The sequence below is a fragment of the Rhodococcus sp. OK611 genome, from assembly GCF_003050885.1.
GTDB classification, from domain to species: domain Bacteria; phylum Actinomycetota; class Actinomycetes; order Mycobacteriales; family Mycobacteriaceae; genus Rhodococcus_G; species Rhodococcus_G oryzae.
In genome coordinates this window covers 265,243-279,669 of the sequence record NZ_QAOZ01000006.1, presented here as the reverse complement: position 1 = coordinate 279,669, position 14,427 = coordinate 265,243, and the positions used below count along the sequence as shown (strand labels likewise).

The window sequence follows — 14,427 nt, the reverse complement described above, 5'->3', positions numbered from 1 at the left end:
GAGCCCCCCGTATCAGCGCGGGACACCGATTGTATCCGTCACCACCTCTCGGAGGCAGCGGTCTGCCGGTCACGAGGTACATCGAGAACACAAAAAAGCCCCCCTCGAATGAGGGGGGCTTTTCTTGTGGTCCCGGCTGGGATCGAACCAGCGACCTTCCGCGTGTGAAGCGGACGCTCTCCCACTGAGCCACGGGACCGAGCCGCGCGTTGAACTCTCGCGGCCGGACGGGATGGAACATTAACACGACTTCCGTGGAAGTGAAAAACCGCTGTCCGACCCCGTCCCCATCCCCGTCGAACCACGTCCCTGTTCCCGGCGAACCCTTGTTCTCTGTCGCCCGATCCTCCGACCTGACGGCAGCAAGGAAACAGGAGCCCACCCCCGTCCATGCGCGGCAAGAGTGCAGTCAATGCGCTGCACTCGATCCCCGATTCCGTCACTGAACTGGCGATTTGTGACTACACACCCCGTGGGCTAATGTTTCATCTCGCACCACGGAGGCAGCAACGCCGCCCCCGGAAGTGCAATGCGGATGTAGCGCAGTGGTAGCGCATCACCTTGCCAAGGTGAGGGTCGCGGGTTCGAATCCCGTCATCCGCTCTCGAGGTTGGACTCGACCTTGACGGTGGAGTGGCCGAGTGGTGAGGCAACGGCCTGCAAAGCCGTGCACACGGGTTCGATTCCCGTCTCCACCTCGCGCGATTAGCTCAGCGGGAGAGCGCTTCCCTGACACGGAAGAGGTCACTGGTTCAATCCCAGTATCGCGCACGAAGGAAAAGGCACCCGGACGGGTGCCTTTTCTGTACACGCACTGTCGGACCTACACAATGGGTCCGGGAGTGCACAATGCGGATGTAGCGCAGTGGTAGCGCATCACCTTGCCAAGGTGAGGGTCGCGGGTTCGAATCCCGTCATCCGCTCGTTTGGGCCGGACCAGGTTCCGGCTTCTCGCGCGATTAGCTCAGCGGGAGAGCGCTTCCCTGACACGGAAGAGGTCACTGGTTCAATCCCAGTATCGCGCACCAGCACCGAAAGCCCCGGCCACCGGCCGGGGCTTTCGTCGTTTCGGGGCAGCGGCGGGGTGAACGTCGGGTGAACACCGAGTCGGCCGAGCCTGTCGAGTTGAACGACCGTTCACATTAAGGTTTGCTCGTCCGGACACCGAACGATGCGACCCGAGGACTGTGATGGAGTTCAACCAGATCGATCGCCGCCGATTCCTGGCAGGCGCCGCCGCGGCGGGCGCCGCCCTGCCGCTGGCAGCGATGGCACCCGGGATCGCGGCCGCCGCCGACACCAAGCCCGCCGCAGGCACCGGCAAGTTCCCGTTCCCCACGGACACCAACCTCCGGGTGCTGATCACCGGGGACGCGGGCACCGGCACCAAGGCACAGTGGGCGGTGGCCGACGCGATTCGCGATCTGCACAGTCGCGAGCCCTTCTCGATGGCGCTCGGCCTCGGCGACAACATCTACGAGATGGGGCCGACCAACGAAAACGACACCCAGTTCGCGGCGAAGTTCGAGGACCCCAACCACGACCTCGACTTCCCCTGGGTGATGGCACTCGGCAACCACGACAACAGCGCGATCTTCCCCGGCGACGGCGGCTGGCTGTTGCGCGGCGACGAAGAGGTGGACTACCACCCGCTCTCCCGGCGGTGGTGGATGCCCAGCCGCTATTACTCGGTCCGCATTCCCGAGAAGAACCCTGTGGTCGAGTTCTTCGTCCTCGACATGAACCCGGTCGCCGCCATGCTGCCCCCGATCCTCGCGCCCTACTGGGCTGCGGACGGGCAGTTCATGAACGAGCAGCGCGCGTGGCTGGACGCGGCGATCGCCGCGTCACCGGCCAAGTGGAAGATCGCCTGCGCGCACCACCCCTATCTGAGCAACGGATCCCACGGCAACGCGGGCAAGTACGACGGGATGCCGGTACCGCCCGCGAACGGCGCCGACGCGAAGAAGTTCTATGAGGAGCACGTCCTCGGGCGGTGCCAGTTCCTCCTCGCCGGACACGATCACTCGCTGCAGGTCCTCGAGCCGACCGTCGAGTCCAAGGGCACCCGTCAGATCGTCTCCGGCGCCGCAGGGAAGACCAGCAGCGGCAAGGCCAGCTCCACCACGAACAAGAGCCTCTTCGAGAACTTCGCGGACGTCGGATTCATGGTGATGGACCTCTCGCCCACCGCCGCCACGCTCCGCGTCTACACGGTCGACATCACGACCTCGAAGGCGAAGGAAGTGTTCAACCGCCGCCTGTAACAACCGAGGCGTACCCCTCCGGATCGACCCGGAGGGACAATGGCCTCATGGTCTTTCGGGTGCTCGCCGAGGCGACGATGACCGTGCACTTCGCGTTTCTGGTGTACGTCGTCGCCGGCGGGTTCCTGGCCTGGCGGTGGCCGTGGGCGATCTGGCCGCATCTCGTGCTCGCCGGCTGGGGCTTCTCGACCATCGTGTTCGGCCTCGACTGCCCGCTCACCGCCCTGGAGAACTGGGCCAGGCACGAGGCAGGCGAACAGGGGCTGCGCACCGGCTTCATCGACACCTACCTGACCGGTGTCGTCTATCCGGAGCGGTACACCGCGCTGCTGCAGATGCTCGCCGGGCTCGTGGTCCTCGTGTCCTGGACCGGCTTCCTCATCCGGCGCAGGCATCCGGCCCGGGCCCGGGTCACCGCGCCGAACTGATCGCACCCCTCGGGTCGACGAGGCCGCGCAGGGTCCGCCTGGCCGCCCTGCCCTCCGGCGTCGGCAGCAGCGGGTAGACGTGCAACATGTCCCGCTCCTCGTGGTACTCGAACTCGGTGTTGCTGAGCGCGATTCGCTCGCGCAGCCGCCGCGCGTCCGCGTTGAGGATGTCGCGGGTGCCGGTGAACACCGTGATGTGCCCCAGGTCGTCGAGGTCGGCGTTGATCGGGCTCACCCGGACGTCCGCCGGCTCCAGTGCGCCGCGGTACGCCTCGCCCGCCACCCGCAGCCCGTCCGGACTCAGCCACGGGTCGTGTGCCGCGAGGCCGGCGATGGCCGGGTGGTCGGCGGTGATGTCGAGCCACGGCGAGATCAACACCGTGCGCCGCGGCGGCGCGAGGGTGCGTTCCCGCAGCGCCACCGCGACGGCCAGCGCCATGCCCCCACCCGAGGAGTCGCCGAGCAGGGAGAACCGCTCGGCACCGCACTCCCCCATCAGGCATTCGGCGAGGTCGGCGGCCGCCGGCACCACGACGTCCGCGGTCGCAGACGGCGCGAGCGGATAGATCGGGACCACCACCTCCATCGGCAACGACTGGGCCAGATCCGCGACCAGCAGCCAGTGTTGCCGGGTGATCTCGCGGAAGTAGGAGCCACCGTGGAGGTAGAGCGCGCTGTCCAGATCCCGCCGCGACGCGCCGTGCGCGGCCACCGAGTACACCGGCCAGCCGGCGCCGGTGCGCTCCAATCGGATGTCGACCCGCCGGTCGAGCCCGCGGGGCGGGCTGAACGAACGGGGCCGCAACGCCCGGCCCGCGATCTCGCGGCGGGTGGCCTCGGCGCCCACCCGCCTGCTGCCCCGCAACGCGAGCGCCGCGGGCATCAATCGGCTTGCCAGGCTGGTCATCAGCTCACGCTCGCGTGCCCGGCGATGAGATCGCGGTACCAGAAATAGGAGTCCTTCGGCGTCCGGGCGAGGGTCTCGTAGTCGATGTGGACGAGCCCGAATCGCTCCTTGTACCCGGCCGCCCACTCGAAATTGTCGAAGATCGACCAGGCGAAGTAGCCCCGCACGTCGACGCCGTCCTCGATCGCCGCCCGGACCGCATGCAGGTGTTCACGGTGGTAGTCGATCCGCCGACGGTCGTCGACCCGGCCGTTCTCGTCGGGGTCGTCGTCGTGGAACGACGCCCCGCTCTCGGTGATGTAGATCGGCGGCAGCGCGTCACCGAACCGGTCCGCGAAGATCCCGAGGATCTCACGCAGCCCCGCGGGGACGATCGGCCAGCCGAAGTCCGTCCGCTCGTAGCCCTCGAGTGCGACCGGCTGGAACGGCATCCCCGGCGGCAGGTCCACCTCGAGGACCCCGCTGCTGCCCTCATCGGAGGTGGGCGCGGCGATCAGCGTCGGCTCGTAGTAGTTGATGCCGAACCAGTCGAGCGGCTGCGAGATCACCTTCAGGTCCTCGGCGACCGGCCCCTGCAGCGCCGCGGCCAACTCCTCCGCCGGATAGCTGCCCCGCAGGACCGGATCGGCGAACGTCCAGTTCACGATGTGGTCGTAGATCTCGGCGGCGGCGACATCGGCCTCCGAATCACTGGCCGCGTGTACAGGCGCGTGGTTGGAGGCGATCCCGATGTTGCCGCAGCCCGCCGCGCGCAGCGCCTGCACCGACAGCCCGTGGCCGAGCAGCTGGTGGTGGGCGGCCTGCAGTGCGCCGAAGCCCAGTTCCTGGCCGGGGGCATGCACGCCGAGCGCGTGCCCGTACAGGGTGTGCACGACCGGCTCGTTCAACGGCATCCACATGCGCACGCGATCGCCGAGCCTGCGACCGACGATGTCGGCGTACTCGGCCAGTCGATAGGAGGTCTCGCGGTTGAGCCAGCCGCCCGCCTCCTGCAGCTCGACCGGCAGGTCCCAGTGGAACAGGGTGACGGCCGGATCGATCCCGGCCGCGACGAGCTCGTCGACGAGGCGGTCGTAGAAGTCCAGACCCTCCTCGTTGACCGGACCACGGCCGGTGGGCTGCACCCGGGACCAGGAGACGGACAGCCGGTAGGCGTCGACGCCGAGGTCGCGCATCAGCCCGACGTCCTCGCGGTAGCGGTGGTAGTGGTCGATGGCGACGACTCCCGTCTCGCCTCCGACGATAACGCCGGGCCGCTCGCAGTACTCGTCCCAGATCGAGCGGCCCCGCCCACCCTCATCCACCGCGCCCTCAATTTGGTAAGCGGCGGTGGCGACGCCCCACAGAAAGCCCTGAGGGAACGTCGGATTGGTTTCAGTCGCAGTCATGAGCCGAGTTTGCCGAAATGTTGGACGCGCGTCCAGTGCGGTGCTTGAATTCATCAACACACCGCCCGAACGGGCCCGGCGAAAGCACACTGGCCTCATGACGCTCCCCACCCCCGCATTGCGGGCCGCTCGCGTGTCGACCGCCGTTGGCTTCGGCCTGCAGGGCATGTTCCTCGCCGCACTCCTGACGCAGCTCCCCCAGTTCAAGGACCGGTACGGCTTCGACGACTCCACCATCGTCGTCGCGGTGGTGCTGGTCTCGCTGGTCGCGGCCGTCGGCAGCGTGATCGCCGAGTACCTGGCGACCAGGACCTCGAGCAAGACCACTCTACGAGCGGGTCTGTTCGTCATCGCCTGCGCAGGCACCGGGATCGCCTTCGCGCCGTCCCCCGCCGCGTTCTTCACCGGGTTCGCCGTGTACGGCGTCGGCCTCGGCATGGTCGACGCGGCCACCAACATGCAGGCCGTGGCGATCCAACACCGCTACGGCCGGTCGATCCTGTCCTCGTTCCACGGCGCGTGGAGCGTCGGCGCCATCGTCGGCGCCCTGTACGTCTCGGCCTGCTCGGCGCTCGAGGTGAGCCTGCCGGCGTCGATCTTCGGCGCCGCGCTCGGGGTCGCCGCAGGAACGCTGCTGATCGGTCCGCGACTGCTCGAGGTCGGACCCGAGGCCGAGGCGACCACGTCCGCCGCACCGCTGACGATCCCGATGCGCCCGTTCCTCGCCCTCGGTGCGGCGATGGCGCTGTTCTTCGCCATCGACTTCAGCGTCGGCAACTGGTCGGCGCTGTACCTCAAGGACCTGCTGCTCGCCAGCGCCAGTACGGCGGCCCTCGCGGTCGCCGCCTATCAGACCGCGGGCCTCGTCTCCCGCCTGACCGGCGACTTCTGGGTGCGACGCCACGGCGAGGTCGCGGTGGTCCGGGTCGGCTCGGCGATCGCCGCGCTCGGGCTCGTCGTCGTGATCGTCGCGCAGAGCCCGACCGTCGCGATCATCGGGTTCCTCATCGTCGGACTCGGCGCGCCGGTCATCGCCCCGCTGTGCTTCAGCGCCGCAGGCAGGCTCGCCCCGCCCGACCAGACGGACGCCGTGATCGCCCGACTCAACCTGTTCAACTACGCGGGCACATTGGTCGGCGGCGCCATCGTCGGCGCGGTCGCGGCCGTCTCCAATCTGCGAATCGGCTTCGTCCTGCCGCTGCTGTTCGCGGTGGCCCTGTTCCTGCTGGCCCCCGCGTTCCGGCCCAAACGGGTCGCCGCAGGGGCCGATTCCGCCGACCTGACGCGTGTGGTCGACTAGACGCATGCCCTCTCAGTTCGCCGTCGTCCGCGCCATCTCATCCGACGCGGCCGAGCTCGCCGCCGTTGCCGCCGAGACCTTCCCGCTGGCGTGCCCGCCGTCCGCGACCGAGGCCGACATCGCGGACTTCATCACCACGGTTTTGTCCCAGGCCCGCTTCACCGAGTATCTGGCCGCGCCGGACCGAACGGTGCTCAAGGCCGTCGGCGCGGACGGGATCATCGGCTACGCGATTCTCGTCGACGGCACCCCCGACGACCCCGATGTCCGGGCGGCGGTCACGCTGCTGCCGACCATGGAGATCAGCAAGCTGTACGTGCTGCCTGACCGGCACGGGGACGGGGTGTCGGTGGCGCTGATGACCGCGGCGCTGGACCACGCTCGCGCTCTCGACGCCGCGGGTGTCTGGCTCGGGGTGAACCAGGAGAACACGCGGGCGCAGCGCTTCTACGCCAAGCACGGGTTCGAGCGGGTCGGCACCAAGACGTTCCTGGTCGGCGAGCAGCTGCACCACGACTTCGTGATGCAGCGAGCGGTCTAGGCAGCGACCTCGAAGCGGGACAGCGCGAGCAACCGCGAGGTCGCGCGCAGGTACTTCTTCCGGTAGCCGCCCGCGAGCATCTCCGGGGTGAAGATCTCGTCCAGCTTGGCGCCGGACACGGTGACCGGGATGCTCGCGTCGTACAGACGGTCGGCGAGCACGACCAGTCGCAGCGCGACGGACTGGTCCTGGGCCGGGTGCACGCCCCGCAGGAACACCGCCGGCACGTCCGCGATCAGCTTGTTGTAGCGCGAGGGGTGCAGGGTGCTCAGGTGCGCGCACAGTGCGTCGAAGTCGTCGAGGGTCGCGCCGGGGACCCCGTCGGCGCGGTCTGTGAGCTCGGCGTCCGAGATCGGCTCCGGCGCGGGCGGCAGATCGCGGTGGCGGTAGTCGGGGCCGTCCACCCGGATCGTCTCGAAGATCGACCCGAGCTTCTTGATCTCCCGCAGGAAGTCCTGGGCCGCGAACCGGCCCTCGCCCAGCTGACCGGGCAGGGTGTTGGAAGTGGCCACGATCGACACGCCGCGCGCGGACAGCTCGGTGAGCAGGCGCGAGACGAGCATGGTGTCGCCCGGATCGTCGAGCTCGAACTCGTCGATGCAGAGCACGCTGTGGCCGGAGAGCTGCTCGACCGCGTTGTTGAAGCCGAGCGCGCCGACCACGTGGGTGAGCTCGACGAACGTCCCGAACGCCTTCGGCGAGGGCACGCTGTGGAAGATCGATGCCAGCAGGTGGGTCTTGCCGACGCCGAAGCCGCCGTCGAGGTACAGGCCCGCGCCGCTGGCCTGGGCCTTCTTGCCGAACAACCCACGCCGTCCGCCGGAACGGATCTTCGTCACCTTGGCCGCGAACTCCTCGGCCTTGTGCACGGCAGCCGCCTGGCTCGGCTCGTTCGGGTCGGGGATGTAGGAGGCGAAACTGACCTCGTCGAACATCGCCGGCGGGACCATTTGGGCGATCAGCTGGTCCGCCTGAACCACCGGACTGCGATCAACAAGACGCTCGTGCATGCATGGAGGTTATCGACGTGCTGTCATCTCCCATATGCAGCGCCTCGATATTGCGACCCACCTCACACCGCTCGACGACGATGAACTCCGCGACCTGCACGTCTATCCGGACACGACGTCCGCGCCGTGGGTCCGGGTCAACTTCGTCTCCAGCATCGACGGCGCGGTGAGCGCCGACGGGACGTCCGCGGGACTGGGTACTCCGGCCGACAAGCGCCTGTTCGGCGTCCTGCGCGAGCTGGCCGACGTGATCCTGGTCGGCGCAGGAACGGTGCGGGCCGAGAACTACGGCGGCGCCCGGGTCACGGCGGAGCGCCGCGCACGCAGACGCGAGCGCGGCCAGGCGGACGTGCCGCCCATCGCCGTCGTCACCGCGAGTGCCGACATCGACCCTGCGTCCCGCTTGCTGACCGACAACACCACCGCACCCCTGATCCTCACCACCGCCGACGCACCCCGGGATCGGAAGGCCGGGCTCGAGGCGGCGGGCGCGCGGGTTCTCGAACTCGGCGAGTCCACCGTGCCGCCTGCGGCGATCCTCGACACCCTCCACGGGCTCGGCCTCGCACGCGTGCTGTGTGAGGGCGGGCCGGGACTGTTCGGACAGCTGCTGGCGGCCGACGCCGTCGACGAGCTGTGCCTGACCACGGCCCCACTCCTGGTCGCCGGTACCGCACCGCGGATCGCCTTTTCCCCCGACGCCGCCCCGACCGCGATGCGACGGGCGCACCTGCTCGGGGACGAGGACGGCACGCTGCTCGCGCGCTGGGTACGCGAGCGGAACGGCTGAGCGACCTGGCAGGCTGTGCACCGTGACATCCCCACTGCGCAGGACGTGGCCGCTCGCCGTGGTACTCGCCGTCTGCTGCGCCTGCAGCGTCGGGCCGAGCGTTCGCCCCGATGTCGCGGTCGCGCAGCGTCCGGGAGAGACGACGGGCCGGACCGCCGACGCCGAGCAGGAGCCGCCCCCGCTCGAGGTGCCCCGCACGGATCTCGACTGGAGCGACTGCACCCGCACCACCCTGGACACGCTCGGTCTCGGACCTGGACCGGCAGGGCTGATCATCGAATGCGCACAGCTCGCGGCCCCGATCGACCAGTCCTCCCCGATCCCCGGCACCTTCAGCCTCGGGGTATCCAGGGCCAGGCTCCCGCAGACCCCGGCCGACGCCGGCCCGCTCGTCCTCACCTCCGGCGCGGACCGGGCCTCCACCGCCACCCTCGCGGCGTTGGCCGCGGGTCCCATCACCGACCTGCTGGCCACCCGGCCGGTGGTGGCCGTTGACCGTCGCGGGATCGGGACCTCGACCACCATCGAGTGCATCGACACCCCTGGCCTGCGCAAGGCCATGCTCGACCTCGGCCAGTTCTCCCCGCCCGACCCCGACGGCGGCGACGCCGCGGACAAGGTGATGACGCTCAGCCGCGACGCCACGGTCGGCTGCACCGACTTCCTGCAGCCGCAGGAACTGGACTTCGACGCCGCACACGCCGCGGACGACCTCGAGCAGCTGCGCAAGGCATGGGGCGTCGAGCGGTTGGGCCTGCTCACCACCGGAAACGGCGCGGCAGTCGGGCTCTCGTACGCGGCGCAGCACCCGGATCGGCTCTCCCGGCTCGTCCTCGACGCCCCCGGTTCGGTTCGCGCCGACGCCGTGACCGCCGCCGAGTCCCGCGTCGCGGGGCAGGAGGCGGCGCTGGCCGCCTTCGCCCGGCAGTGCGCCGCGCTCGCCTGCTCGCTTGGCCCCGATCCCCGGTCGGCGGTGGCCGACCTGGTCCGCCGCGCGTCGGCGGGCGAGCTGGCCCCGGTCTCCTCGAACGGAGTGCTGACCGCCCTCACCGGCTTCCTCGGCGCACCGCGCGGCGATCAGCAGGCCCGCGTCCGCGAGTTCTCGGACGTACTGGCCGCGGCAGGCCGCGGCGACGTCGGCCCGCTCGACTCCCTCATCGGGCACACCGCGGCCGCCACCGACTCGGACGGGCAGTTCATCGCGCGCTGCTCCGACGGAAGTCAGTGGCCGACGCCAGGCCGGGCCCGTGAGCTGCGGACCGCCTGGGCCGAGCAGTACCCGGTCTTCGGGCCGGACGCCGCGCTCTCGCTGCTGCTGTGCACGGCGTGGCCCACCACGCCGCCGCCGGAGCTGCCCGCCACACTCGACGTCGCGGTGCTCACGCTCAGCGGGGCCGCGGACCCGGTCGTCGGCAGCGCCGGGGCCGGCTCCGTGACCGGGGCGGTCGCGGCCGCTGGTGCCGCCAACGCGACCGTCGCCTGGCTCGGCAGCGGGCATCCGGTGTCGACGCATTCCGGCTGCGGGCAGCTCGCCATCGCGGGGTACGCGGGCACCGGCGTGCTGCCCCCGGACGGCGGCGCCTGCCCGGGCTGAGGCGGCGTCGCGGAGTGTCAACCGAACGCCCGGCCGCCCGCTCGGTGTACCGTGCCACGGTGTTCCTTCGACATCTCGAACCGCGCACCGGCCGGACGACCGCAGAGGTGGTCAAGTTCGCGCTGTGGCCGATCGCCATCATGACGGTGCTGCATCGAGTGCTCGTCAAGGCGGTGAACGGGTTCCGGACGGACGACTTCGCGCCGGTCTACAAGGCGGCACTTGCCTTCCTCAATCACCGGCCGGTCTACACCGCAAACTTCAACTGGGTGGATCCGCACTACCTGTACCCACCCAGCGGAACCCTGCTGATCGCCCCGATCGCGCTCATCGATCCGGAGCGCTCGCGCTGGCTGTTCATCCTCGTGAACGCGGCGGCCATCATCGTCGCCGGCTACCTGATGCTGAAGATGTTCAACCTGGCGCTCGACTCCATCGCTGCGCCGATCCTGCTGTTCGCGATGTTCGCGTCCGAGACCGTCACCAACACCCTTGTCTTCACCAATATCAACGGCCTCGTCCTGCTCGGCGAGGTGGCGTTCATGTACCTGCTGCTGCGCAAGAAGGACGCGTGGTCGGGCGTCGCGCTCGGATTGACGTTCGCGGTCAAACCCGTGCTCTGGCCCCTGCTGCTGCTGCCGCTGGTGAGCAAGCAGTGGAAGGTCTTCGTGACCGCGCTCGGCATCCCGCTGATCCTCACCGCGATCGCCTGGCCGCTGTCGGCCGACCCGATGGACTTCGTGCGGCGCACCGCGCCATACCTGGCGGAGTCCCGCGACTACTTCAACAGCGCGATCGTCGGCAACGGCGCCTACTACGGACTGCCCGACCTGCTGGTCCTGGGGCTGCGGGCCATGTTCGGCGTGATGGTTCTTGTGTCGCTGTGGCTGCTGTACCGCTACTACCGCGACGATCAGCTCTTCTTCGTCACCACCGCCTCCGGTGTGCTGCTGACCGCGTCGTTCCTGCTCGGCTCGCTCGGCCAGATGTACTACTCGATGATGATGTTCCCGCTGCTGATGAGCGTGGTGCTGCGGAACTCGGTGATGCGGAACTGGCCCGCCTGGCTGGCCGTGTACGGATTCATGAGTTACGACAGCTGGCTGTCACTGCGGTGGCCTGCCGCGGGCCGCGCCGCCGAGTACATGAAGACCACCCTCGGCTGGAGCCTGCTCCTCATCGTGATCTTCGCGGTCCTGCTCGGCCGGTACCTCATCGCGAAGCGCGAGAACAGGCTGGACGGCGGCATCGACCCGGCATTCCTGATCGAGGAGCGCACGAAGGTCGCCGTCGGCTGAGCCGACACATGTAGCCGTCGGCTGAGCCGACACATGTAGCCGTCGGCTGAGCCGACAAGTGTGGACCGCCTGAGTACCGTGGTGCCATGAGTTCCGCGGCAGATCCGGCACCCGTCCAGTTCACCGAAGCGCAGTGGCGCGAACGCCTGAGCCCCGAGGAGTACGCGGTGCTCCGCGAGGCGGGCACCGAACGCCCGTTCGTCGGCGAGTACACCGACACCACCACCGTCGGCGAGTACCACTGCCGGGCGTGCGACGCGCTGCTGTTCACCAGCACGGAGAAGTTCGAATCCCATTGCGGGTGGCCGTCCTTCTTCGACCCGGCGGACTCCGACGCGGTGATCCTGCGCGAGGACACCACCCTCGGCATGCGCCGGGTCGAGGTGCTGTGCGCGAACTGCCACAGCCACCTCGGCCACGTCTTCGAGGGCGAGGGCTATCCCACCCCCACCGATCAGCGCTACTGCATCAACTCGATCTCGCTTCGCATGGTGCCGCAGGGCTGAGTCGCGCTCACTTCGGGGCGAACATCTTCTCGATGATCGTCTTGGCGATGGTGCTGGCCGGGTCCTGACCGTTGGCGCCGGGCGCGAGGTTGGTCCAGACGACCAGCGTGATGCCGCTCTCCTCGTCGGAGCCCATGAACGAGTTGTAGCCGGGCAGTTCGCCGGTATGGCCGTAGAGCGGGCCCATCTTGGCGATCGCCCAGCCGTAGCCCGGTCCGTCCGGCGTGCTCGGGTCGACCGGCTGCACGCTCGCGAGGCGGCGTGCCTGCATGTCCGTGTCGAGGGACTTGCCGTCGGCCAGGGCCTCCGCCCAGGTCGCGAGGTCGTGCGCGGTGGAGATGCCCGATCCTGCCGACCACGCCCAGGACGGGTTGCCGTCGGTGACGTCGTTCGGCGCCAGGGTGCCTGCAGTCGCGGCGGCCTGCATGTCCGGCGGAAGCGCGGGGTCGGTCATGGTCAGCACGTTGTCGCCGAACATGTAGCCGCGCGAGTACGGGGTGGGGATGGCGTTCGAGGTCAACGCGGGGAATTCGGTGTGTTCCAGGCCGACCGGGGTGAACAGCCGGTCCCGGAAGATCTCCGGCAGCGGCTTGCCGTCGAGTTGCTCGGCGATCAGGCCTAGCAGGACGAAGTTGGTGTTCGAGTAGTGATAGCCCTGCCCGGGCGGGAAGTACGGCGGATGCGCGAACGCCAGCGACAGCAATTCCTCAGGCGCCCACACCTTCTGCGGATCCCGGTCGAGGGACTCGTTCAGCTCGAGCGTCTCGCTGTAGTTGAACAGCCCGCTGCGCATGTTCAGCAGCTGCTCGATCGTGATGCCGTCGCCGCCGGGGACCTCGGGCCGGTATTTCGAGACCGGGTCCTCAAGAGCGAGCTTGCCCTCCTGCACCAGCTGCAGGATCACCGTTCCTGTCCAGGTCTTGGTGTTCGAGCCGACCCGGACGTGGTCGTCGAGGGTCACCGGCGCACCGCCGTCGCGTTCGGTCGTGCCGTAGGTGACGGTCTGCTCACCCTCAGGGGTGCGTAGCAACACCACCGCGCCGGGCACCATGAACTGCTTGGCGGCCTCCTGCACGGTCGACTGCAGGGTCGCATCGTCGATCGCGGGGGCGGACGCTGCGGGCGAGGCGGGTGCGGAGGTGGTGCCCGAGTCCGATCCGGTGTCCGAGGAACAGGCACCGAGCAGCAGGGTCAGGGCGAATGCGGCGCCGGCCGCTCGGAGATGGCGTGGTCGACAGGTCACCGCACGACGGTCCATGCCTGACGACCGTACGCCGCCGTGGTGCCGCGTACCGGCAAAACGGCGGGCCCGACGATCGTCGACGACGTCGCCGGGATCAGTCGCCGTCGACACCGGGTGGGGTAGTTGCCCAGTACGGGCGCCAGGCCGGCACCGCGAGGGGTGTCAGGCTTGCGAGGTGGTTGATGATTGCCCGTAGTCCCGGATGTGGGTTCGTTCTGGGGAGGATGAGCGAGAGCGGGTATGCGAGCGTCGGATTCACGATCGGGATGCGGCGCAGGTCGTGGTTCGTCGGCCAGATGTACCGGTCGCGTGCCCCGACGAGGGTGGCCACGTCTGCGGAGTCCGCGAGGGTGTCCAGGAGCACCTCGTCGCCGAAGTGCGGGCCCGCCGCGTCGATGCGGAGGTCGAATTCGGTGGCGAGCTGATCGTAGAAGTCCCCCCACTCGCTTCGGGGCGCGATACCCGGCACCCAGATCCGATGCCTGCGCAGTTGTGGTGGCGTCAGTGATCGTGCGGAGGCGAGGGGATGCCTCGGGCCGACAAGGAGTTCCAGCGGGGAGTCGAACGCGTGGATCATGCGCAGGTCGCGCGGCAACGCGGCCGGATCGGTGACCGTACGGAACGAGGCGTCGATATCGCCTGCTTCGACGGCGGCGACCACGACCCGAGGGTCGTTGACCTTGAGGGTCACCACGTCGAGCTCGGTGTCGGGATGCGACCGCCAATACTCGTGCAGGACAACGGCCTGCGCGGATCGCAGGCCGAGGACGTCGATCCGAAGGGCCCGCGAGCCCGGTCTGATCGCGGTGACGGCGCGATCGACACCCGTGACGATGCTTCGTGCGTGAGGAAGAAAGGCCTGGCCGTCGAGAGTCAGCTCGACCCCGCGGGCGGTACGGGTGAACAACCGGACCTCGAGCTCCCGCTCCAGGGTCGCGATCCGCTTCGAGACGGCCTGTTGCGTCACGCCCAGCTCGTTGGCCGCGTGTTGGAGCTGTCCGAGCTCAGCCGCCCGCACGAACGATCGCACTGCCTCGGTATCCATCGCCCCAGCCTATCCTTGCACAACCGATCGTTGTGGCTCGCCAGCGATGCAGTTGTTTGATCGGGCATCGGTGCGACTGATGTGATCGACAGACCCGAACATCGGTTGTT

13 protein-coding genes and 6 tRNA genes are annotated in these 14,427 nt (G+C 69.1%); 13 read left to right on the top strand and 6 right to left on the bottom strand.

Annotated elements, in window-relative coordinates:
- Positions 1–127 precede the first annotated feature (127 nt).
- A tRNA-Val gene (locus C8K38_RS09915) sits at positions 128–199 on the bottom strand.
- A 332-nt stretch (positions 200–531) separates the two neighbouring features.
- Here C8K38_RS09915 and C8K38_RS09910 point away from each other — a divergent pair.
- The 7 genes from C8K38_RS09910 to C8K38_RS09880 all read left to right on the top strand — a co-directional run bounded on the left by C8K38_RS09910 (position 532) and on the right by C8K38_RS09880 (position 2,695).
- Positions 532–603 (top strand) — tRNA-Gly (locus C8K38_RS09910).
- Positions 604–627: 24 nt separating this feature from the next.
- Positions 628–698: transfer RNA gene (locus C8K38_RS09905), tRNA-Cys, on the top strand.
- 1 nt (position 699) lies between these two features.
- A tRNA-Val gene (locus tag C8K38_RS09900) sits at positions 700–771 on the top strand.
- Positions 772–851: 80 nt separating this feature from the next.
- Positions 852–923 (top strand) — tRNA-Gly (locus tag C8K38_RS09895).
- 30 nt (positions 924–953) lie between these two features.
- Positions 954–1,028 (top strand) — tRNA-Val (locus C8K38_RS09890).
- 159 nt (positions 1,029–1,187) lie between these two features.
- Entirely contained in the window at positions 1,188–2,267 is a 1,080-nt protein-coding gene (locus tag C8K38_RS09885; RefSeq protein ID WP_097211313.1) for a metallophosphoesterase, read from the top strand.
- Positions 2,268–2,314: 47 nt separating this feature from the next.
- Positions 2,315–2,695, top strand: coding sequence for a DUF2784 domain-containing protein (locus C8K38_RS09880; RefSeq protein WP_097211312.1), 381 nt, complete (start codon positions 2,315–2,317; stop codon positions 2,693–2,695).
- Here the strand turns inward: C8K38_RS09880 and C8K38_RS09875 are convergent.
- Together C8K38_RS09875 and C8K38_RS09870 are read right to left on the bottom strand one after the other, a co-directional pair.
- Positions 2,679–3,602, bottom strand: coding sequence for an alpha/beta hydrolase fold domain-containing protein (locus tag C8K38_RS09875; RefSeq protein ID WP_097211311.1), 924 nt, complete (start codon positions 3,600–3,602; stop codon positions 2,679–2,681). The genes C8K38_RS09880 and C8K38_RS09875 overlap by 17 nt on opposite strands.
- Positions 3,602–4,990, bottom strand: a complete 1,389-nt coding sequence (locus C8K38_RS09870) for a GH1 family beta-glucosidase (protein WP_097211310.1) — start codon at positions 4,988–4,990, stop codon at positions 3,602–3,604. Before C8K38_RS09870 ends, C8K38_RS09875 begins: the two co-directional genes overlap by 1 nt.
- Between C8K38_RS09870 and C8K38_RS09865 the strand changes: the two genes are divergently transcribed.
- Positions 4,989–6,290 carry an MFS transporter gene (locus C8K38_RS09865; protein ID WP_097211309.1) on the top strand — a complete coding sequence of 434 codons (1,302 nt, stop codon included), beginning with the start codon at positions 4,989–4,991 and terminating at the stop codon, positions 6,288–6,290. The genes C8K38_RS09870 and C8K38_RS09865 overlap by 2 nt on opposite strands.
- A gap of 4 nt (positions 6,291–6,294) precedes the next feature.
- Positions 6,295–6,831: a GNAT family N-acetyltransferase gene (locus C8K38_RS09860; RefSeq protein ID WP_097211308.1), complete on the top strand. Its 537-nt coding sequence runs from the start codon at positions 6,295–6,297 to the stop codon at positions 6,829–6,831.
- Here C8K38_RS09860 and zapE read toward each other — a convergent pair.
- Positions 6,828–7,841 carry a cell division protein ZapE gene (gene zapE / locus C8K38_RS09855; RefSeq protein ID WP_097211307.1) on the bottom strand — a complete coding sequence of 338 codons (1,014 nt, stop codon included), beginning with the start codon at positions 7,839–7,841 and terminating at the stop codon, positions 6,828–6,830. The genes C8K38_RS09860 and zapE overlap by 4 nt on opposite strands.
- 34 nt (positions 7,842–7,875) lie before the next feature.
- Between zapE and C8K38_RS09850 the strand changes: the two genes are divergently transcribed.
- The 4 genes from C8K38_RS09850 (at position 7,876) to msrB (ending at position 12,029) form a co-directional block, all read left to right on the top strand.
- Positions 7,876–8,631, top strand: coding sequence for a pyrimidine reductase family protein (locus C8K38_RS09850; RefSeq protein ID WP_097211306.1), 756 nt, complete (start codon positions 7,876–7,878; stop codon positions 8,629–8,631).
- 22 nt (positions 8,632–8,653) lie between these two features.
- Complete coding sequence (locus tag C8K38_RS09845) at positions 8,654–10,225, top strand: alpha/beta hydrolase (protein WP_257017376.1); 1,572 nt, start codon at positions 8,654–8,656, stop codon at positions 10,223–10,225.
- Positions 10,226–10,284: 59 nt separating this feature from the next.
- Complete coding sequence (locus C8K38_RS09840) at positions 10,285–11,523, top strand: glycosyltransferase family 87 protein (protein ID WP_179800511.1); 1,239 nt, start codon at positions 10,285–10,287, stop codon at positions 11,521–11,523.
- 86 nt (positions 11,524–11,609) lie between these two features.
- Positions 11,610–12,029: a peptide-methionine (R)-S-oxide reductase MsrB gene (gene msrB / locus C8K38_RS09835; RefSeq protein ID WP_077041444.1), complete on the top strand. Its 420-nt coding sequence runs from the start codon at positions 11,610–11,612 to the stop codon at positions 12,027–12,029.
- A 7-nt stretch (positions 12,030–12,036) separates the two neighbouring features.
- Here msrB and C8K38_RS09830 read toward each other — a convergent pair whose 3' ends face one another.
- Together C8K38_RS09830 and C8K38_RS09825 are read right to left on the bottom strand one after the other, a co-directional pair.
- Positions 12,037–13,287, bottom strand: coding sequence for a serine hydrolase domain-containing protein (locus tag C8K38_RS09830; RefSeq protein ID WP_097211304.1), 1,251 nt, complete (start codon positions 13,285–13,287; stop codon positions 12,037–12,039).
- A gap of 79 nt (positions 13,288–13,366) precedes the next feature.
- Positions 13,367–14,317 (bottom strand): LysR family transcriptional regulator, encoded by a 951-nt coding sequence (locus C8K38_RS09825; protein ID WP_097211303.1) that lies wholly within the window; start codon positions 14,315–14,317, stop codon positions 13,367–13,369.
- Between the last annotated feature and the right edge of the window lie 110 nt (positions 14,318–14,427).

Coding starts and splice junctions, on each gene's coding strand:
- C8K38_RS09865 (WP_097211309.1), top strand. CDS start 4,989: ATGAGCCGAGTTTGCCGAAATGTTGGACGCGCGTCCAGTGCGGTGCTT.
- C8K38_RS09850 (WP_097211306.1), top strand. CDS start 7,876: ATGCAGCGCCTCGATATTGCGACCCACCTCACACCGCTCGACGACGAT.
- C8K38_RS09875 (WP_097211311.1), bottom strand. CDS start 3,602: ATGACCAGCCTGGCAAGCCGATTGATGCCCGCGGCGCTCGCGTTGCGG.
- C8K38_RS09860 (WP_097211308.1), top strand. CDS start 6,295: ATGCCCTCTCAGTTCGCCGTCGTCCGCGCCATCTCATCCGACGCGGCC.
- zapE (WP_097211307.1), bottom strand. CDS start 7,841: ATGCACGAGCGTCTTGTTGATCGCAGTCCGGTGGTTCAGGCGGACCAG.
- C8K38_RS09880 (WP_097211312.1), top strand. CDS start 2,315: ATGGTCTTTCGGGTGCTCGCCGAGGCGACGATGACCGTGCACTTCGCG.
- C8K38_RS09825 (WP_097211303.1), bottom strand. CDS start 14,317: ATGGATACCGAGGCAGTGCGATCGTTCGTGCGGGCGGCTGAGCTCGGA.
- C8K38_RS09870 (WP_097211310.1), bottom strand. CDS start 4,990: ATGACTGCGACTGAAACCAATCCGACGTTCCCTCAGGGCTTTCTGTGG.
- msrB (WP_077041444.1), top strand. CDS start 11,610: ATGAGTTCCGCGGCAGATCCGGCACCCGTCCAGTTCACCGAAGCGCAG.
- C8K38_RS09830 (WP_097211304.1), bottom strand. CDS start 13,287: ATGGACCGTCGTGCGGTGACCTGTCGACCACGCCATCTCCGAGCGGCC.